Source organism: Pantoea sp. PNA 14-12 (assembly GCF_004364735.1).
Classification (GTDB): domain Bacteria; phylum Pseudomonadota; class Gammaproteobacteria; order Enterobacterales; family Enterobacteriaceae; genus Pantoea; species Pantoea stewartii.
Map to the genome: position 1 here is coordinate 727,288 of NZ_SOAJ01000001.1, position 17,544 is coordinate 744,831.

The 17,544-nt window shown below is 56.3% G+C and carries 20 protein-coding genes; 11 read left to right on the forward strand and 9 right to left on the reverse strand.

Annotated elements, in window-relative coordinates; all coding sequences use genetic code 11:
- Positions 1-290 precede the first annotated feature (290 nt).
- A complete protein-coding gene (locus C7434_RS03525) occupies positions 291-1,571 on the forward strand; it encodes an MFS transporter (RefSeq protein ID WP_133745137.1) in 1,281 nt (426 codons plus the stop codon).
- Positions 1,572-1,605: 34 nt separating this feature from the next.
- Here C7434_RS03525 and C7434_RS03530 read toward each other — a convergent pair whose 3' ends face one another.
- From C7434_RS03530 to C7434_RS03540, 3 genes are all read right to left on the reverse strand, one after another.
- A complete protein-coding gene (locus C7434_RS03530) occupies positions 1,606-1,854 on the reverse strand; it encodes a DUF883 family protein (protein ID WP_006119721.1) in 249 nt (82 codons plus the stop codon).
- A gap of 228 nt (positions 1,855-2,082) precedes the next feature.
- Positions 2,083-2,649, reverse strand: coding sequence for a hypothetical protein (locus C7434_RS03535; RefSeq protein WP_033737522.1), 567 nt, complete (start codon positions 2,647-2,649; stop codon positions 2,083-2,085).
- Between the two features lie 65 nt (positions 2,650-2,714).
- Positions 2,715-3,044: a hypothetical protein gene (locus C7434_RS03540; RefSeq protein WP_033737760.1), complete on the reverse strand. Its 330-nt coding sequence runs from the start codon at positions 3,042-3,044 to the stop codon at positions 2,715-2,717.
- Between the two features lie 208 nt (positions 3,045-3,252).
- Between C7434_RS03540 and C7434_RS03545 the strand changes: the two genes are divergently transcribed.
- The 3 genes from C7434_RS03545 to C7434_RS03555 all read left to right on the forward strand — a co-directional run bounded on the left by C7434_RS03545 (position 3,253) and on the right by C7434_RS03555 (position 4,449).
- On the forward strand, positions 3,253-3,432 hold the full coding sequence (locus tag C7434_RS03545; RefSeq protein ID WP_006119718.1) for a hypothetical protein: 180 nt from the start codon (positions 3,253-3,255) through the stop codon (positions 3,430-3,432).
- Positions 3,433-3,626: 194 nt separating this feature from the next.
- On the forward strand, positions 3,627-4,010 hold the full coding sequence (locus C7434_RS03550; protein ID WP_033737521.1) for a hypothetical protein: 384 nt from the start codon (positions 3,627-3,629) through the stop codon (positions 4,008-4,010).
- 22 nt (positions 4,011-4,032) lie between these two features.
- Positions 4,033-4,449 carry a GNAT family N-acetyltransferase gene (locus C7434_RS03555; protein ID WP_006119715.1) on the forward strand — a complete coding sequence of 139 codons (417 nt, stop codon included), beginning with the start codon at positions 4,033-4,035 and terminating at the stop codon, positions 4,447-4,449.
- On the opposite strand, the gene C7434_RS03560 is transcribed toward C7434_RS03555, so the two are convergent.
- Both C7434_RS03560 and ldcA read right to left on the reverse strand, forming a co-directional pair.
- Positions 4,441-5,106: an MBL fold metallo-hydrolase gene (locus C7434_RS03560; protein ID WP_033737520.1), complete on the reverse strand. Its 666-nt coding sequence runs from the start codon at positions 5,104-5,106 to the stop codon at positions 4,441-4,443. The two genes, C7434_RS03555 and C7434_RS03560, sit on opposite strands and share 9 nt — an antisense overlap.
- A gap of 22 nt (positions 5,107-5,128) precedes the next feature.
- Complete coding sequence (ldcA, locus tag C7434_RS03565; RefSeq protein WP_033737519.1) at positions 5,129-6,052, reverse strand: muramoyltetrapeptide carboxypeptidase; 924 nt, start codon at positions 6,050-6,052, stop codon at positions 5,129-5,131.
- 155 nt (positions 6,053-6,207) lie between these two features.
- Here ldcA and emtA point away from each other — a divergent pair, with 155 nt between their 5' ends.
- The gene (gene emtA, locus C7434_RS03570) at positions 6,208-6,840 is read left to right on the forward strand and encodes a membrane-bound lytic murein transglycosylase EmtA (protein ID WP_006119712.1); all 633 of its coding nucleotides are present in this window, start codon (positions 6,208-6,210) and stop codon (positions 6,838-6,840) included.
- 45 nt (positions 6,841-6,885) lie between these two features.
- Here emtA and C7434_RS03575 read toward each other — a convergent pair whose 3' ends face one another.
- Positions 6,886-7,833, reverse strand: a complete 948-nt coding sequence (locus C7434_RS03575; RefSeq protein WP_133745138.1) for a sugar-binding transcriptional regulator — start codon at positions 7,831-7,833, stop codon at positions 6,886-6,888.
- Between the two features lie 310 nt (positions 7,834-8,143).
- Here C7434_RS03575 and C7434_RS03580 point away from each other — a divergent pair, with 310 nt between their 5' ends.
- Genes C7434_RS03580 through C7434_RS03590 form a run of 3 tightly spaced genes read left to right on the forward strand, consistent with a single transcriptional unit; the run spans position 8,144 to position 11,401 of the window.
- On the forward strand, positions 8,144-8,974 hold the full coding sequence (locus C7434_RS03580) for a transketolase (RefSeq protein ID WP_006119710.1): 831 nt from the start codon (positions 8,144-8,146) through the stop codon (positions 8,972-8,974).
- Entirely contained in the window at positions 8,967-9,911 is a 945-nt protein-coding gene (locus C7434_RS03585) for a transketolase C-terminal domain-containing protein (protein ID WP_033737517.1), read from the forward strand. Before C7434_RS03580 ends, C7434_RS03585 begins: the two co-directional genes overlap by 8 nt.
- 2 nt (positions 9,912-9,913) lie before the next feature.
- Positions 9,914-11,401: an FGGY family carbohydrate kinase gene (locus tag C7434_RS03590; protein ID WP_033737516.1), complete on the forward strand. Its 1,488-nt coding sequence runs from the start codon at positions 9,914-9,916 to the stop codon at positions 11,399-11,401.
- 49 nt (positions 11,402-11,450) lie between these two features.
- On the opposite strand, the gene C7434_RS03595 is transcribed toward C7434_RS03590, so the two are convergent.
- Together C7434_RS03595 and C7434_RS03600 are read right to left on the reverse strand one after the other, a co-directional pair.
- Complete coding sequence (locus C7434_RS03595; RefSeq protein ID WP_033737515.1) at positions 11,451-12,584, reverse strand: mechanosensitive ion channel family protein; 1,134 nt, start codon at positions 12,582-12,584, stop codon at positions 11,451-11,453.
- 97 nt (positions 12,585-12,681) lie between these two features.
- Positions 12,682-13,416, reverse strand: a complete 735-nt coding sequence (locus tag C7434_RS03600; protein ID WP_006119706.1) for a flagellar brake protein — start codon at positions 13,414-13,416, stop codon at positions 12,682-12,684.
- A 211-nt stretch (positions 13,417-13,627) separates the two neighbouring features.
- Between C7434_RS03600 and C7434_RS03605 the strand changes: the two genes are divergently transcribed.
- A complete protein-coding gene (locus C7434_RS03605; RefSeq protein ID WP_033737514.1) occupies positions 13,628-13,876 on the forward strand; it encodes a GlsB/YeaQ/YmgE family stress response membrane protein in 249 nt (82 codons plus the stop codon).
- A gap of 76 nt (positions 13,877-13,952) precedes the next feature.
- On the opposite strand, the gene treA is transcribed toward C7434_RS03605, so the two are convergent.
- Positions 13,953-15,638: an alpha,alpha-trehalase TreA gene (treA, locus tag C7434_RS03610; protein ID WP_033737513.1), complete on the reverse strand. Its 1,686-nt coding sequence runs from the start codon at positions 15,636-15,638 to the stop codon at positions 13,953-13,955.
- 216 nt (positions 15,639-15,854) lie between these two features.
- Between treA and ghrA the strand changes: the two genes are divergently transcribed.
- Both ghrA and C7434_RS03620 read left to right on the forward strand, forming a co-directional pair.
- Positions 15,855-16,796: a glyoxylate/hydroxypyruvate reductase GhrA gene (gene ghrA / locus C7434_RS03615; protein ID WP_033737512.1), complete on the forward strand. Its 942-nt coding sequence runs from the start codon at positions 15,855-15,857 to the stop codon at positions 16,794-16,796.
- Between the two features lie 37 nt (positions 16,797-16,833).
- A partial coding sequence (locus tag C7434_RS03620) for a phosphatase (protein WP_133745306.1) occupies positions 16,834-17,544 on the forward strand: 711 nt, incomplete at its 3' end.

Here is a 17,544-nt window from a genome sequence, read left to right on the forward strand (position 1 = left end):
CCGCGCGAATGCTCCCGTCCTGCCAGGCATTCATCGCTTTACGTACTGTGATGCGTAAAATATTCAACGGGTAAGAAACTTCACGCCCGGCTGGCCGAATGTCCTGATGACGCAGCAACTCTTTACGTACAGTGTCCAGCGGTATATTGCTGTCGGCACTGCGCGCAGGGCAGGGCGCCAGGGTGTGATGTGATTATTTTCGTCCGGGAGACAAAATCGTATCGGCTGAAATTCTATACTCTCACTGTCAACGCCGTACTGATTTTGCATAAATCCCGGAGGAACCCTGAATGGAAACGCCTCTTTCACCCGTAAAACACCCAAAACGCGCTCTGATCGCGGGTGCGGTAGGCAACTTTATCGAATGGTATGAATTTGCCATCTACGGTTTCCTCGCCACAATTATTGCGCACAATTTTTTTCAGCTTCAGGGCGAGTCAGCGCTGAGTGGCCTGATCCTGACCTGGGCGTCCTTTGCCATTGCGTTCTTTTTTCGCCCCCTTGGCGCCCTGGTGTTTGGCCGACTGGGCGACCGCCTGGGCCGCAAGCCTGTCCTGATTACCGTCCTGATATTGATGACGCTGGCGACCACCGCTATCGGGTTAATTCCCACCTATGCGACGGCGGGCATTCTCGCGCCCGTGCTGCTTACGGCACTGCGTATCCTGCAAGGGTTATTTGTCGGCGGCGAATATGGCGGGGCGGTGGCGCTGATGACCGAATTTGCGCCGCGCGGTCAACGTGGACGCTATGGTGCCTGGCAGTCGCTGACCGTGGCGTTTGGCCTGTTGGCCGGCGTGGGGCTGGTGGCGCTGCTGTCCTGGCTGCTCAGCCCGCAGGCGATGCTGGCATGGGGCTGGCGCATTCCGTTTGGGCTGGCGTTACCGCTGGGCCTGGTTGCGCTATGGTTGCGTCTGGCAATCACAGAAACGCCGGACTTTGTACGCCAGCAACAGCAGCGCGTCAGGGCTGCACCGCGCCAGACGATAAAAATTATTTTCCTGGCGATCGCGCGCGTCATGCTGTGGTCCTCCGCAGGCTATACCTGTCTGGTGATCATGCCCGGCTATTTGCAGTCGGCGCTACATACCGGTATGAATCAGGCGCTGCTGATTGCCGTGATCGCCAATGTGGGCTTCGCATCGACAATTATCCCGGCGGGCATCGTCAGTGATCGCGTTGGTCGGCGTCGTGTCATGGTTAGCGCCAGCGTACTCCTGCTGCTTATGGCGATGCCGCTATTGAAAATAGTGCAGGCGGATGGCGTGAGTTTGCTGCTAAAAGCGCTGGTGGTGCTGATAGCGGGGGGACTGGTTGGTTTGCTCGCCGGGCCGGGGCCTGCAATGCTGGCGGAAATGTTTCCAACAACGGTACGTTATACCGGGCTGGGTGTCGCCTATGCGTTATCCAATGCGGTGTTTTCCGGCTGTGCGGGTTTAATTATTACAGGGTTGATTAAGCAGACGGGCAATCTGGATATTCCGGCCTGGTATATGATGGCAACGGCACTGGTTTCCATCCCGGCCCTGATGACACTCAATAAAGACGACCACACGCGGGAGCTGACATAAAGGAAAAACGGGAGCAAACGCCCCCGTTTTGAACTTACTTACGACCGAGCAGGAAGCCCAGTACGACGCCCACACCGGCCGCGACCGCCAGACCCGCAAACGGGTTAGACTGCATCTGATCTTTGATGCAGTCGGCGGCATCGCGTGCGGCATAGGATGCCTGATTGGTGTAGCGGCGGGCTGCACCACGGGCGCGGTGACGCGGCGAATCGGTGACTTCACCCCATTGTTGCTCTGCGGCACCGGCGACTTCTTTTACGGCATCTTCAATTTTTCCTGACATGCTTCATCTCCTTGGTTATCACAGTCATTTAAAGCGTAGCAAACCTTCGCCACTGTGCTGCGTTTAGACGCATTAATCGTCTGTCAGGGAGGAATTGACCAGATGAAAACTCCGCCTGGTGATGGCCATCGGACTGGCGGAAGGCGCGGAGAGACGGGCATGAAGCGGGCAGCGTGCGTTAACGCCACCACGCGAAGGGCCGGGCGAGGAAAATTATTACCAGCTGTTTCACCTGACGGGATGACGTGGATGGGATCGCGTGTTGGGATACCAGCTCACCAGAAAATGCCGCAGATGGTCAAAGCACCACTCGGCATCCCCGGCCTGCTGGCAGTAATACTGAATCGTGATTTTTTCATAATGGCGCTGGCGCTGCTGTAGCGGTGACCAGCCCCAGTCGAGTACACAACGGGCAAAGTTCACCAGCGTGTCGGCTGCCAGCGCGTGCTGCTGCTCTTGTTCCTTCAGATAGTCATAAAAGGCGGCTTCTAGCTGGAGTGCCTCCTTGTGAGAACAGTGAAGGAGTTCGGGCCGAAAGGCGATATCAATGAATCCGCATACCGCGTTTTCCTGCTGCTGCCAGTCGCAGGCCAGGGTCATAAACAGGCCTTCCTGCAGATTCACCTCTTCCAGTAAACGTTGCAGGTTAGGGGAGTGACGAATCACGGCGATCTCGTCCAGCCGTTCTGTCTCCAGGGTCAGGTCGATACCGCAGGGATTAACAGAGCCATCTGCATTGCGGGTAGCAGGGAACGGGAAATCAATATAACCGTTGTTATCCAGCCGTTTTTCCATGATGAGCCTGACCTGTCGCTTGACGTTTCCTGACACTATATCACGCAGTGTCAGGATTGCCCGCTTTACGGACAGGTCCAGGTAATCATGGTGTCCTGATAAGGGTTGATCAGACGAAACTGTTTATCGGACAGGCGCTGGGCGTAGTAACCTTCAGACGTCACCGCTGACGGGACATACTGAAAGCGATCCAGCGACTGAAGCGGCCCGCTCTGCACGTTTACGCCATCCCGACTGACGCTGAACGCGGTGACCAGATCGAATACCGTTCCCTGCGTTTGCCCCAGTGACTGACCGTAAATTGTGCTGACGTCGCCCGGACACTCCACGCCTTTCGGCGAAGAGGAACAGCCTGAGAGCAGTGCCATAAAAATGAAAAATCCTGGTCGCAACATAGCCTGCTCCTGCCCCGGTCCATAGAATGAATGATCGATTTTAGCCTGAAACGCGACAAATAACATGATCATAGCGTTTACGCGCGCCGGGTTGATTTGCCGTTTGTTCAATCGTTAAGCAGTGGGAATGTAAAAGATGACTTTCGGTGCAAATAAACGTTATTCTTGCCATCTTTGCGCGTCGCTTAAGCAAATTCAGGGATAAAAGATGAAAGAAGAAGAAGCCAGTCTAATGATTATTCGCCATGCCATCGATGCGCTGGACGCAGAGAAAAGGCAGCAGGTGATTGCCTGTGCGGCAGAAATCCGCGATGTCATGAGCAGTTTCGACAACGAACCTGCCGGTCTGGCCTTGATGCTGGTCGCGGCGGAGGTTGCGGCAGAGTAAGTTTCATCCGTCGCGCCTGGTATCCGCATGCGCGAGTGTCATCCCGCTGGCGGCAGCCAGTCACGCGTCTCTTACGGCCTGATGTGCCGTTTTTTATTGCGCGGTCGCGCTCACCGCGCGATGCTTTACCCCTGCTTACAGCGTCTTAGCGCCACCTGACATGTGGCCGCCCTTATTTTCAGTGGAGGAATCAGATGAAAGCAGCCCGTCTTGCCCTGTGCCTGATCGCCGGTTTCAGCGCATCCGCATGGAGCGAAAGTGAGTTTCAGATCCAGTGTCCCGGACGTCCCGTTATGACCGTCTCGCGGGCGCAATATGGGCTCAGCACGCTCTACTGGCCGAAACAGCATTTCCAGATTGCCGCAGGCCAGCTGCAAACCCGCACGGATAACGGCGACAAGGTCGCGATTACACGCTTTCGCAACGGCGATCAGTTGATTGTGAACAAAAGCAATCTCGACACCTTCTTTGTCTACCATGACAGCGACGATCTGATCCCGTGCCGCCGTACCACGACGCGTGAGGTCGATGCGCTGAGCCTTGAGCGCTACGATGATCGCCAGCGCAACGACTCCTGACACGCAGCGATAAGGAAGATAAATGCAGATTACCCTGACTGACACGGTGAGCAGTAAGGATCTGGATGAAATCCGGCTGGGCCTGAATGCCTGGAACAGTCAGTTTTACGATGCTGACCTGATTAAACCCCTTGGGCTGTTCATTTGCGATGCGCAGGGCAGGAAACTGGCCGGATTGACCGGCACGACCACCGGCAACTGGCTACGCATTGATTTACTCTGGGTCGCACAGGCGCTGCGTGGGCAAGGCACCGGTCGCCAGTTGGTGCTGGCGGCTGAGCAGGAAGCCCGCCAGCGCGGCTGCCGTTTTGCACAGGTGGATACCGGCAGCTTTCAGGCAAAGCCGTTTTACGAAAAGCTGGGTTACCGTGTCCGGCTGACGCTGGGCGAGTACATTATGCATCATCAGCGTCACTATCTGACGAAAACGCTATGCTGAGGGCAGCGCCTGCTGCCGCAAATCCAGCGGGTGCTGCTCAGCCTCATCAATCGCGGCCAGCCAGCAGGGCAGTGTAACCTTTTGCCAGGACAGATGACCACGCGTGGTGCTCATCAGCACCACATCGGGACGCAGGCTACGGTAAAGCTCCAGCGACGCCGCCAGTTCGGCAGGATTGCTGTCGGGTACCAACACCGTTACCCAGCGGTCATGATCACGCGTCAGCGTATCCCCGACAAATAAATAGGTCGGCCCCTGCGGCGAATGGTAGAGGTAGCTGCAGCTGCCGGGCGTATGGCCGGGCGTGGGCAACAGATGAAAATCACCGAAATGGGTTTCCTGCTGGGTAAAAGTATCGTCCGGCTCCACAAAGCGGCTGATTTGCCCGAGCGAGCGGCTGTGACAGTACAGCGCGCTGCTAAAACGCTTCTGGATTACCGCTGCGCCCGGTGCAGACTCATGCCAGTGAGTAAGATAATGGCGAATCACGCCGTTCTCATCGGCCAGCACTTCATGATCGAGCGGATTTTCCACCCGGCCAATCAGTAAATTACCGCGCGGATGGCGCAGTAAAAACCCATGCATCATGATATCGACGGCATCGTCTTCCGGAAACTCCGGCGTAGAGATCCACAAATCGTCATACAGCGGCTTCAATGTCGATCTCCTGCAACTCCAGTTATGTGCGCAATACGGGATGCCCGCTTGCCTGTAAACTGACCTGTCCCTGATGTACCGCTAAGGTCGCCCTGGCACCCAACGGCAGGGTCACGGTGTCAGGGCCGTGACCGAAATCCAGATCGCTGATAACGGGCAGACCGCTCAGATCGCGGAGGTACTGCCAGACCGTGGCGAAGTCAAACCCGTTATCGTAGTCGGACAAGGCGGTGCTGGTGAAACTGCCGGTGATAATCGCCCGTTGCTGCGCCAGAATCCCACACTGGTGGAGCTGCAGCAGCATACGTTCAATCCGGAACGGATGCTCATTCACATCCTCAATCACCAGAATGCCGTCTGTGATGGCCGGCATCCACGGCGTACCGATAAGCGAGCTGATCATCGCCAGGTTTCCTCCCCATAACGTACCGTGCCAGGTACCGTTATCGGGCGTGTCACTTTTCCAGTTCACACTGACTGTAGGTGATGTCAGCGCCTGCCAAAAGTGCTGCAGGGTAAATTCGGATAAAACCGCAGCGCCAAAGTTGCCCGCCAGCATCGGCCCACTGAAGCTGATTATTCCGGCGTGTTGCAGTAAGGCCAGTTGAATCACGGTGAAGTCGCTGTGGCCACACAGTGCCAGCGGCTGGTCCGCTAAGCGGCGCTGTAACGCGGCATAGTTGATTGAGGGCAGCAGGCGCGTGGCACCGTAGCCGCCGCGCACTGCCAGCACAATATCAGGTAAGGTCGCCAGATCGGCCAGCGCATTGATATCGTCTAAGCGTTCCGAATCCGTACCGGCAAAACGTTGAAAGCGCCGCGCGATTGCCCCCGTATTGTCAACCTGGTGCCCCGCTGCGCGCAGGCGTTCAACCCCCAGATGGGCTGCAGGCTGATTGTGGCAATAACCTGAAGGGGCGATAAGACGGATTGAACGTGACGTCATAGTAAATTCCTGAAATTAGTCAGTGACAGACGTCACGATAATGACGAAAAAGTGCCAATAAGTCATCCGACTACTGTAATTAGGATAAACGGTAATTTTGCAATTTACCCTGCCAGGTATGATAGCTTCCGCCACTTCTGCGACGAGATAAAAAATTGCTTAAAATTCGCTACTTTGTCATTTCAGCATTATTGCTGACAGGCTGTGCCAGTGAACCGCCGCATACGTATGTTAAAGAGAAGAATACACCGCTGACGCAGGCACCGCCGTCGCGTATTTCGGGCACATGGTCACTCTTTACCGAAAGCGCGGCCAGCCAGTACGGGGTGGATGAGAAACTGATTAGCGCGATTATTAATGTAGAATCCGGAGGAAATCCGGGCGTGGTCAGCCGTTCAAATGCTGTCGGGCTGATGCAAATCAAAGCGGCAACGGCCGGACGTGAAGTGTACCGCACCCAGGGGCGCCGGGGTCAACCGACCACCGCTGAGTTACGCGATCCCGCCAGGAATATTGAGATCGGCACCGCCTATATCAAAATCCTCCAGCAGTCTGCGCTGTCCGGCATCCGCGATCCACTCACGCTGCGTTATGCCACGATTGTTTCTTACGCTAACGGTGCCGGGGCATTGCTTCGCACGTTCTCGCGCGATCGTGACCGCGCGATTGCCATGATTAACGCCATGACGCCGGACGAATTCTACCAGCACGTGCAGAACAAGCATCCGGCTGCTCAGGCACCGCGTTACTTATGGAAAGTCACCACGGCCTACCGGGCTATCAGCTGAGTCGCGTTTTTTCTCCTCACCTGACAGAAGGTGAGGAGAAAACACTTAACCCACCAGCAGCTGGGCCGTCGGATAATCGACGATCAGCACATTGACATAACCGCCGCGCAGGGCTCCGCGAATCGCCTGGGCCTTCTCTTTGCCACCCGCCAGCGCCACCACCTGCGGACACTGTCTGACCTGTTCCAGCTCCATACCAATCACCGGATCTTCGTCGGCCTGCAGCACGGGCTGGCCTTGTTCATCAAAATAATGCAGACAGATATCGCCGACCGCGCCGCGCGCTGCCAACGTGCGCAACATGGTTGCATCGTAATAGTTACCGGAGTTGCGCAACAGGGCGGACGGCTCCAGGTCGCCGATGCCGACAATCGCCAGGTCTACTTCGCCGAACTTATTCAGCACCTCGGCCACCTCCGGATTGGCCGCCAGCCGCTGACGGTCGCTCACCGAATGTTCAATCGACTGCGAAGGCAGCAGCCAGGCCGGACAGTTCAGCAGCGCGGCCAGGTTTTGCGTCAGGATAGTCGCCTGCACGTTGCCGTTCGCCCCCACGCCGCCCAGGAGCTGAATCACCCCTTTGCATGAGGCATTCAGCGGATGCAACGCATCGACCATACAGCGAATGGTGCCGCTCCAGGAAGAGATGCCGATCAGTTCATCGGGGCGCAGTCGCGTCTCCAGATAGTGAGCCGCTGCCGATCCAATCGCCTGTTTAATTTCGCTGACAGAAGCCTGTTCTGCCACATCCACTACGATGGCCTGAGGTAACTGATAGGTTTGCTCGATCGCTTTTTCCAGTTCAGGAAAAACGTTGGCGGGGGGAACCACGCTAATTTTCACCACGCCTTCTTTCACACTGCGGGTCAGGATGCGTGAAACAAACGACTGGGACAGCTTAAGTAACTGCGCAATATCGGATTGCTTCCTGCCTTCGACATAGTAGAGCGTGGCAATTTTCACCATGAGCCGCTGTTCGTCCTGCTTCGCCATCTGTTTTTCCTCTCGTATTCTGCCCGCCATTGTTAACCACTGACGTGAAAAGCACAATCCAGGGCAATTTGTGATCGTTTTCGCTTTTTATCACTTCGTGCATAGACGCCGTCGTTCGTCGGGCGCATAGTAATTATGAATATAAAATCATTATTGAATATATATTCATGACTGTTAAGGCTGTTGTATTTCTGTGCGTGACAGCAGGCGATGAAAGGGGAGGTTATTGCTGTCATCACGGCGAAAGAAGGGAGAGCTGTACCCTCTCTGAATATATATTCAAGTCAGACTTAAAATTCAAAGGTGAAATATGAATCCATTTACGCTTTCTGTGGATGCGCTCGAAAAAAAGGCCCGGGCCGTACGCCGCCGCATCATCCAGCTTAACGCGGGCAGTCCGGCAGGCGGGCATACCGGTGCCGATCTGTCACAGGTTGAGATTCTGACCGCGCTCTATTTTCGCATTCTGAATTGTGCACCGGATCGAACGGAAGACGATCAACGTGATATCTATATCCAGTCAAAAGGTCATGCTGTGGGAGGATACTATTGCGTACTGGCGGAAGCCGGCTATTTCCCGCTGGACTGGCTGCCTACCTATCAACATGCCGATTCTGCGTTGCCGGGCCATCCGGTACGGCAGAAAACCCCGGGCGTTGAACTCAACACCGGTGCGCTGGGTCACGGATTGCCCGTGGCGGTGGGCATTGCGCTGGCGGCGAAAAAGAGCCACAGCCCGCGCCGTGTGTTTGTGGTGACCGGCGACGGTGAGCTGGCAGAAGGCAGCAACTGGGAAGCCGCGCTGGTAGCCGCGCACTATGGCCTGGATAACCTCATCATCATAAACGACAAGAACAAGCTGCAACTGGCGGGTGCAACGCGTGACATTCTCAATACCGATCCACTGGCAGAAAAATGGCGCGCCTTTGGTCTGGAGGTCAGGGAATGCAACGGCAATGACATGGCCGCAGTGGTGAATACGCTGGAAAACCTGCCTGTGAACGGTAAGCCACAGGTCATTATCGCGCACACCGAAAAGGGCTTTGGCATCTCGTTTATTCAGGGACAAGCCGAATGGCACCATCGGGTGCCGAAAGGGGACGAGATTGCGCGGGCACTGGAGGAATTAAACGATGAGTAATGCACAACACCTGGCCAACGTCATGGTCGACGCGTTAACAGATGCCGTACATCGCGGCATCGATGTGGTGCCGGTCGTGGCGGATTCGACCTCCACGGCGAAGATTGCGCCCTTTATTGACGCCTTTCCCGGTCGTCTGGTTAACGTCGGTATCGCTGAACAGGCGCTGGTCAGCACAGCCGCTGGCCTGGCGCTGGGCGGCAAAATCGCCGTGACCTGTAACGCCGCGCCCTTTCTGATTTCGCGCGCCAATGAGCAGATCAAAATCGATGTCTGCTACAACAACACTAACGTGAAGCTGTTTGGACTGAATGCCGGTGCCAGCTATGGTCCGCTTGCCAGCACCCATCACAGCATCGATGACATCGCCGTCATGCGTGGATTCGGCAATATCGAAATTTATGCGCCCGCCTGTCCAGTCGAGTGCCGCCAAATTATCGATTATGCGCTTGACCACAGGGGGCCGGTTTATATCCGGCTGGACGGCAAAGCGCTGCCGTCGTTGCACGACGAAAATTACCGCTTCCGGCCCGGTCAGATTGACCGGCTGCGAGAAGGCCACGATATTGCGCTTGTTGCCATGGGCTCGACGGTACATGAAGCCGTGACCGCCGCAGAGCAACTGGAAAAGCAGGGCGTTTCTGCCGCCGTGATTTCGGTTCCGTCCATTCGCCCCTGTAATACGCAGCAGCTGCACAATCTGCTCAGCCACTTCCGCGCCGTGATCACGGTGGAAGAGCATAATATTAATGGTGGCGTAGGCAGCCTGGTGGCGGAGGTGCTGGCGGAACACGGCTTGCCGGTTAAGCTTCTGCGGCTGGGGATTGCCAACGGCGAATATGCCATAGCCGGCGATCGGCCCGCCACGCGCGCGCACCATGGCATTGATGCCAGCAGCATCGCCGCGCAGGCGTTACGCCTCTGTGCAGGAGGCTGACGATGCGGGAGTCGGTGATTCTGGCCATTGATGAAGGCACCACCAATGCCAAAGCGGTAGCCGTCGATCGAAAGGGATACGTGGTGGCGCGCGGCAGTCAGGGTTTAACGTTACAACATCCACAACCCGGCCTGGCAGAACAGGATCCCCAGGCCATATGGTCAGCCGTCAGGCAGGCCATCACCGACTGCCTGGCGCAGTGCGACGGAGCAAGCGTGGCAGGGGTGGCTATCAGTAACCAGCGCGAATCCGTACTGATCTGGCAGCGCCGCGATGGCGTGCCGTTAACGCCGCTGGTGAGCTGGCAGGATCGTCGGTCAGAATCGTTTTGCCGGGATTTACAGCAGTCGGGCAGCGCCGCGCGCATCAGCGCTCTGACGGGCCTGGCGGTCGATCCGATGTTCCCGGCCGCCAAACTGGCCGGCATGCTGGCAGCCATACCGGACGGTTTCGCCCGGGCAGCGGCGGGGGAACTGTGCATCGGCACCGTGGACAGCTGGCTGACCTGGCAACTGACGGCGGGCACGACATTTGTGACCGATCATGCCAATGCCGCGCGCACGCAGCTTTACAGCCTGCACCGCAATGACTGGGACGATGAACTGCTGTCACTGTTCAGCCTGCCGCGTGCGGCGCTGCCACAGATTGTCGCGTCGGCGAGCGTGGCAGGCATGATATGCGTGAGCGATATACCGGGACTCGCACCCGGCACACCGATCCTGGCGCGCATCGGCGATTCTCATGCCGCGCTTTATGCTCAGCGACGCGGCACGGCGGAAGTGGTCAAAGCCACTTACGGCACTGGATCATCGCTGATGATGTCGATGGCCACGCCGCTGCTGACCGATAACGGGCTCAGCACCACCGTTGCCTGGCACGACGGCCAGGCGCGCTTTGCCTTTGAAGGTAATATCACGCACACCGGGTCCGGTGCCGCCTGGCTGGGGACGATGCTGGGCATTCACGATCCCCGGCAACTTACGGCACTGGCTGAAGGCTGTGATGATAATCAGGGCTGCTATTTTGTTCCGGCGCTGTCGGGGCTGGGGGCACCGTGGTGGGATCTCAAGGCCAGAGGCCTGATCTGCGGCCTGACCGATGCGGCCACGCCCGCCGTACTGGCGCGGGTGGCGCTGGAATCCATCTGCTGGCAGATTGCTGACGTGTTTTTTGCCATGGAAGAGGCCTGCGGCACAGCGCTTCCGGCCTTGTGCGTTGATGGCAGCGCCACGCAAAACCCCTGGCTGATGCAGTTTCAGGCCGACGTATTGCAACGTCCGCTGCACTGCGCGCCGACCGCCGAAGCCTCTGCGCTGGGGGCGGCACTGCTGGCAGGAAAAGGGCTGGGATGGTGGCAGCAGGGCGACGATATGCTGGCCTTGCAGGGCGGGCCGATCATCATGCCGCGTACCCATCTGGCGCAGCACATGCAGGATAACTATCAGGGCTGGAAAAACGCGGTGACCCGCTGTCGCTATCAGCCACAATGAACGGAAAATGAGGGCCAGACTGTAACAGCCAGCCCTCAGTACAGCGAGGTTAACGACTGACGCGTTGCGGGACAGTCTCTTCATCGTCCGGCACCGGTTTAAGATCGACCGGCGGTAAACTTCCGCCGCTGAATTCGACCTGACGGATCGGAAAGGCAAAGCGAATATTGCGTTCTTCCAGCGCCGCCATCAGTTGCAGGTTAATCTCCTGCTGAATATCCATGTAGACGTTGTAGTCGGCGCTCAGCACAAAGTAGACCACTTCAAAGGTCAGCTTCGAGTCATCGAAGGCCAGAAAATGGGCGCGGTCAAAGCGCGTCATTTCAATGCCCTGAATGATGGTTTTCACCAGTTCGCTGATTTCTCGCACCTGCTCAGACGGCGTGGCGTAGCTGATACCGAATGTAAACACCAGACGACGTTGCTGCATCCGCTTGTAGTTATGAATCGTCTGCTGCAACAAAATGGTATTGGAACAGACGATCTGCTCACCGCTCAGGCTACGCAGCCGCGTGGTTTTCAGGCCTATATGCTCAATAGTGCCGGCAATATCGCCAAACACGATAAAATCGCCGTGCTCAAAAGGCTTATCAAAGCCAATCGCCAGGGAAGCAAACACATCACTCAGGACGGTCTGAATCGCCAGGGCGATGGCAATACCGCCCACGCCCAGGCTGGCTACCAGCGCCGTGATGTCGATGCCCATATTCGACAGAATCGCCAGCAGCATCATGACCCACACCACGACCCGCAACAGAATGCCCAGAATGACGGTGGTCACCGGATTGCGCACGTGAAGCGGATCGCGCAGCAGGCTTTTTAACCACAGGCGAATGCCGCAGTCGATCCACAACGCCAGTTGCACAATCAGCGCCAGGAACCAGCTGTGAGAAACCGTCGAGCGCCACGAGTCGGGCAAATCGATGAAACGCAGGGCAATCAGCAGCGAAAAAATCAGCAACAGAAGGTGGCTGGTGCTGCGCAGTATTTCCACCAGGATGCCGGTAAATCGGACGTGGCGGTCTTCGCTGAAGTGCGCAATGCGGTTGGACACGAAACTGATCAGGCTGCGCAGCAACCAGTAAATAACGAGGGTGGCAACGATGACGATGGCGCTGTTGATCCACAGAGTTTGATTAAAAAGAATGGACTGAAAATGACGCAAACTGAGCCAGTTTTCCATTGGGGAGTGTCTCCTTGCTGGTTCCGGTTAAACGAGAAAGCAAGGAAAGCATAGCCTGGATGCGCCGCGGATGTGCGGCGCGGGAAAAGAGCGGAGGTTACTGGAAGCGTTGCGCTTTGTCGCGCGCCAGCCGCTCCAGGCTAAAAATCACCTGCTGCAACTGCCGTTCCTGATGGGGTTCGAGTGCCGTAAAACGGAAGCTCAGCCGCGGCGTAACTTTGGTTTCATTTTTACTGGTAATCATGCTGCGTTCACCAATATGCATCAACGTCGCATTGACGTTAAACTGGCCGTATTCACCCAGTTCCACCTGAAGATTTTTAAAATCGTCGCCGCTTTTCAGGCCGTCCGGCATCGCGTCGTCCACCAGCACGCCGATACCGCCTAACGATAAATCCTGTAATCGCAGTCGGGCAGCCGAGCCGTCAGGCCATGTGCAGTGACACCAGAACTGCGGGTCCATCGGTGCGCTGATGCGGAAGAATTCACGCCGCTGAATTTGCCATAACACCTCCGGTAACGTTGCCTGAAATGCAGGCAGGCCGTCGAATTCCGTTTTCTCAAGCCCAGGTAAGGCAAATTCAACCTTCGCGCCCTGGGTTTCGGCAAACACGGTAATATCGTTGCACTGCAGTGCGTAGTCGTTATCCAGATTATTACTGCCCAGATCAAAAACAATGCGGTTTTCATCCGCCGCCAGCATACGGCTGATAAACTGCCCACGTGAGAAATTCACCAGCAAAGGTGTTTGCGCCTGAAGCAGGTCTTTCATGACGCCCAGAACCGCCAGCGTGCCACGTTTGAGATAATGTTCTTTATCGGCTTCTTTCACTTGCTGGCTCCCGATGAGCAACGCTTTATCATTTATATTTATCCTGTTACTACCCGTTCGTTATCGGCTGACAATAATAAAGCTTTAACACAATAACCACTATCATAACCTTCACGCGCAGCATTTTTAAAAATTGCGACTATACTAAGCGCGTGAACCGCTTGATTAATCAGGCGATCGCCATTGACTAACCAAAAGGAAGGAGTAACAGATGGGTATTATTTCATGGATCATCTTTGGTTTAATCGCTGGTATCCTGGCGAAGTGGATCATGCCAGGCAAAGATGGTGGTGGATTCATCATTACTATTATTCTGGGTATCGTGGGTGCCGTTGTCGGTGGGTGGATCAGTACCTTCTTCGGCTTTGGCCGGGTGGACGGGTTCAACTTCGGTAGCTTTGTCGTCGCGGTCATCGGCGCGCTGGTTGTGCTGTTTATCTACCGCAAAGTACGCAGTTAACGTACGCAGATAACCAAAAAAGGCCCGCATCGCAGCGGGCCTTTTTTATGTTAACGCGATCTCTCGCCTGTTCGCTTTATTTCGCGCTGCTTTGCGCCTCGGGAATATCGTGGGCGCTGTTACAGGTTTTATCTTTCGGACAATATTTATCCAGCAATTTTAACGTGACCCCGTTCGTCCAGCCAAAACCGTCCTGAAGCGGATATTCACCACCGCCGCCGCCGCCAAGATTGTTGCCTTCGACCACGTATTTTTCGACCAGCTTATGCTCTTTATCGTACGTCAGCTGAACGTTACGCAGGAAACGCAGACCCACCTGCTGCGCCAGTTGCGGCTTTTTATAGTGCTCCAGCCCTTCAACGGCCACCCACTGCAGCGGTGCCCAGCCGTTGGGAGCGTCCCATTGCTGGCCGTTGTTCACTGTGGTGGTCACCAGACCGCCCGGTTTCAGCAGCTGTTTTTCCACCGCGCTGGCGGTGCTGTCAGCCTGCTTGTCACTGGCAATCTGCATATAGAGCGGAAACAGCGTAGCAGCCGTTAGCTGCGGATGAATCTTACGCGTTTTCCAGTCGTAGTCGGCGTACCAGCCCTGTTTGCTGTCCCACAGATAGCGGTTAATCGCCGCCTGACGTTTTTCAGCCCGATCGGCAAAGGCTTTAGCCTGCGCATCCTGTTTATTCAGGCGATACGCCGTCGAGAGCGTTTTTTCCAGATGGAACATCAGGCTGTTGAGATCGACCGGGGCCAGTTGCGTGGTGCGGATGGTCGAAAGGTTATGCGCATCGGTAAACCAGCGCGAGCTGAAATCCCAGCCCGATGCCGCACCGGCGCGCAGATCGCGATACATCTCTGCTTTGTTGCGCTGTGGCGCTTTGTTTGCCGTTACAATGTCGTCCATCCATGATTCGGTACGCGGCACGTCGCGTGCGTCCCAGTAGCGGTTCAGCACTGTCCCGTCGGCCAGTTTGACCACCCGCTTGCTGGCATTACCTGCGGCGACGCTGTCGCTGTCCGCCATCCAGTAATCGTACTCTTTTTGTAACTGCGGCAAATAACGCACATAGACGTTATCGCCTTCATGCGTCGCCAGCAGATCTACCATCAGGCTAAAGAATGGCGGCTGTGAGCGACTCAGGTAATAAGTGCGGTTGCCGTTGGGAATGTGGCCATAGCGATCCAGCAGCGAGGCGAAGTTGTCCACCATATCCTGCACTTTATCCCAGTGGCCGCTTTCCGCCAGGCCGAGCATGGTAAAGTAGCTGTCCCAGTAGTAAACCTCACGGAAACGCCCGCCTGGCACCACATAGGGTTTGGGCAACGGCAGCAACGAGTCATATTTTCCTGTGTTACTTGTCGTCCGCGTTAACACCGGCCACAGGCCGTTAATATGGTCACGAAGGTTCTGGCCCGCAGGCGGTACATATTTGTCACTGTCGGTGGGCAGGGTGAAATTCGCGGCGACGAAGCGCTTTAAATCAAAACCGCGCTGATTCTTCTGCATCTGCCAGTCGGCCAGAATGGAGGACGGATCATATTTAGGCACGGCATCTGCAAACGTCTTTTGGTCAGGGTAAAATTTTGCCTGTTGTACGGCATTGAACAACGGTCCTAAACGGACATCGGGCGGCTGGGGTTGACTGGTCAGTAATCGGGAATCCTCGGCTGCCCAGGTGCTGAAAACGGTCGCACTTAACAACACGCCAAGCAAAACGGGCGCATGACGTTGAGACCGTTTAGTCGTTGTTACCTCAGTGTTTCTCATCGGTGTTTCTCCTTGTCCGAAATGTGATCATGTGTCACGCATTGACCACTCTCCAACTTTAGACCTTAACCGCAATTTTCACCCTTTCGTCCGGCGGAAATGTGAAGCCGCGTAACTTATTGATGATCATAGCCTGCGAAATTTTGTGCTTTTTTTTCAGGCTCCGCTTGCCCTGAGACCACTTTTCCCCGAGGCTGAGAAAAAAAGAGGATCACTATGGACATCATCTGGTTTCATCCATCGCAACCTGCTGACGACTGGATCAGCGGATTACAGCAGCGCTTACCTCATGCACGTGTCCGTCACTGGACGACCGACGATACGTCCCCGGCAGATTATGCGCTGGTCCGTTCGCCGCCACCGGCCATGCTGCGGGGCCGCAATGACCTGAAAGGGGTATTTGCGCTGGGGGCGGGCGTAGACGAAATTTTGCGTCAGCTGCAGCAAAACCCGGACATGCTGGCAGACAGTGTTCCCCTTTATCGTCTGGAAGACACGGGCATGGCGCAACAGATGCAGGAGTACGCGGTCTGTCGGGTGCTGGGCTGGTTTCGTCGCTTTGATGATTACCAACAGCAGCAGCAGTCGGCCCAGTGGCAACCGCTGCCGTCGTATTCGCGTGACCAGTTTCATATCGGGATTTTAGGCGCGGGCGTGCTGGGACAACAGGTGGCGAAAAGCCTGACGGCCTGGGGATTCCCGGTGCGCGTCTGGAGCCGTTCAGCCAAGCAGATTGCCGGTGTGACCAGCTTCGCCGGGCGCGACGCGCTGGACGATTTCCTGCGTGACACTCAGGTACTGATCAATCTGCTGCCCAGCACCGCAGAAACGCGCAATCTGATTGATCAGAAACTGTTAGCCCGGTTGCCGCAGGGCGCGTTTTTCCTTAACCTCGCCCGTGGGGATCAGGTTGTGGAAGCCGATTTGCTCACCGCCCTGGATAGCGGGCAAATAAAGGGCGCCGCACTGGATGTTTTCCAGGTCGAGCCACTGCCTGCCGATCATCCGTTGTGGTTCCATCCGCGCGTCACAATTACTCCGCATAATGCGGCGGTCACCCTGAAAGAGGAAGCGATGGACTACATTGCCCGCGCGATTACTCAACTTGAAGCAGGTGAAAACCCACAGGGCTACGTCGATCGCCAACGTGGCTATTAACGATTCGGGCCGTAACCGGCCCCTACAGGAGCAGACAATGTATCCCGTCGATCTTCACATGCACACAGTTGCCAGCACCCACGCCTACAGTACGCTACATGATTATGTCGCGCAGGCTAAACTGAACGGACTGAAACTGTTTGCCATCACCGATCACGGCCCGGATATGGCCGATGCACCGCACTACTGGCACTTTGTGAATATGCGTATCTGGCCCCGTATCATTGACGGCGTGGCGATCCTGCGCGGCATCGAGGCCAACATCAAAAACCAGCAGGGCGAGATCGACTGTTCCGGCCCGATGCTGGAATCGCTGGATCTGATTGTGGCGGGCTTCCACGAACCCGTCTATGCACCGCGCGACCTTACTCAGAATACCGAGGCGATGATTGCCGCCATGGCGGGAGGGTTAGTGCATATCATCAGCCATCCCGGCAACCCGAAATATCCCGTTGATATCCCGGCGATTACCGAAGCGGCCGCACACTACGATGTGGCGCTGGAGCTGAACAATTCCTCCTTTACCCATTCGCGTCCGGGCAGCGAACCGAACTGCCGGGCGATTGCCGAAGCCGTCGGCAAGGCGGGTGGACGCCTGGCCTTCGGCTCTGATTCCCATACGGCATTTACCCTGGGCAATTTTGAGCACTGTCTGCGTATCGCCAGAGAAGTGGATTTTCCGGAGGATCGCGTGTTAAATGTCACGCCGCGTCGCCTGCTCGATTTTCTGGCACTGCGCACGGGCAAG

What these genes read in the sequence shown, in the direction of transcription:
- C7434_RS03525 (WP_133745137.1), top strand. Translation starts at nt 291, where the DNA reads ATGGAAACGCCTCTTTCACCCGTAAAACACCCAAAACGCGCTCTGATC.
- C7434_RS03530 (WP_006119721.1), bottom strand. Translation starts at nt 1,854, where the DNA reads ATGTCAGGAAAAATTGAAGATGCCGTAAAAGAAGTCGCCGGTGCCGCA.
- C7434_RS03535 (WP_033737522.1), bottom strand. Translation starts at nt 2,649, where the DNA reads ATGGAAAAACGGCTGGATAACAACGGTTATATTGATTTCCCGTTCCCT.
- C7434_RS03540 (WP_033737760.1), bottom strand. Translation starts at nt 3,044, where the DNA reads ATGTTGCGACCAGGATTTTTCATTTTTATGGCACTGCTCTCAGGCTGT.
- C7434_RS03545 (WP_006119718.1), top strand. Translation starts at nt 3,253, where the DNA reads ATGAAAGAAGAAGAAGCCAGTCTAATGATTATTCGCCATGCCATCGAT.
- C7434_RS03550 (WP_033737521.1), top strand. Translation starts at nt 3,627, where the DNA reads ATGAAAGCAGCCCGTCTTGCCCTGTGCCTGATCGCCGGTTTCAGCGCA.
- C7434_RS03555 (WP_006119715.1), top strand. Translation starts at nt 4,033, where the DNA reads ATGCAGATTACCCTGACTGACACGGTGAGCAGTAAGGATCTGGATGAA.
- ldcA (WP_033737519.1), bottom strand. Translation starts at nt 6,052, where the DNA reads ATGACGTCACGTTCAATCCGTCTTATCGCCCCTTCAGGTTATTGCCAC.
- C7434_RS03575 (WP_133745138.1), bottom strand. Translation starts at nt 7,833, where the DNA reads ATGGCGAAGCAGGACGAACAGCGGCTCATGGTGAAAATTGCCACGCTC.
- C7434_RS03580 (WP_006119710.1), top strand. Translation starts at nt 8,144, where the DNA reads ATGAATCCATTTACGCTTTCTGTGGATGCGCTCGAAAAAAAGGCCCGG.
- C7434_RS03585 (WP_033737517.1), top strand. Translation starts at nt 8,967, where the DNA reads ATGAGTAATGCACAACACCTGGCCAACGTCATGGTCGACGCGTTAACA.
- C7434_RS03590 (WP_033737516.1), top strand. Translation starts at nt 9,914, where the DNA reads ATGCGGGAGTCGGTGATTCTGGCCATTGATGAAGGCACCACCAATGCC.
- C7434_RS03595 (WP_033737515.1), bottom strand. Translation starts at nt 12,584, where the DNA reads ATGGAAAACTGGCTCAGTTTGCGTCATTTTCAGTCCATTCTTTTTAAT.
- C7434_RS03605 (WP_033737514.1), top strand. Translation starts at nt 13,628, where the DNA reads ATGGGTATTATTTCATGGATCATCTTTGGTTTAATCGCTGGTATCCTG.
- treA (WP_033737513.1), bottom strand. Translation starts at nt 15,638, where the DNA reads ATGAGAAACACTGAGGTAACAACGACTAAACGGTCTCAACGTCATGCG.
- ghrA (WP_033737512.1), top strand. Translation starts at nt 15,855, where the DNA reads ATGGACATCATCTGGTTTCATCCATCGCAACCTGCTGACGACTGGATC.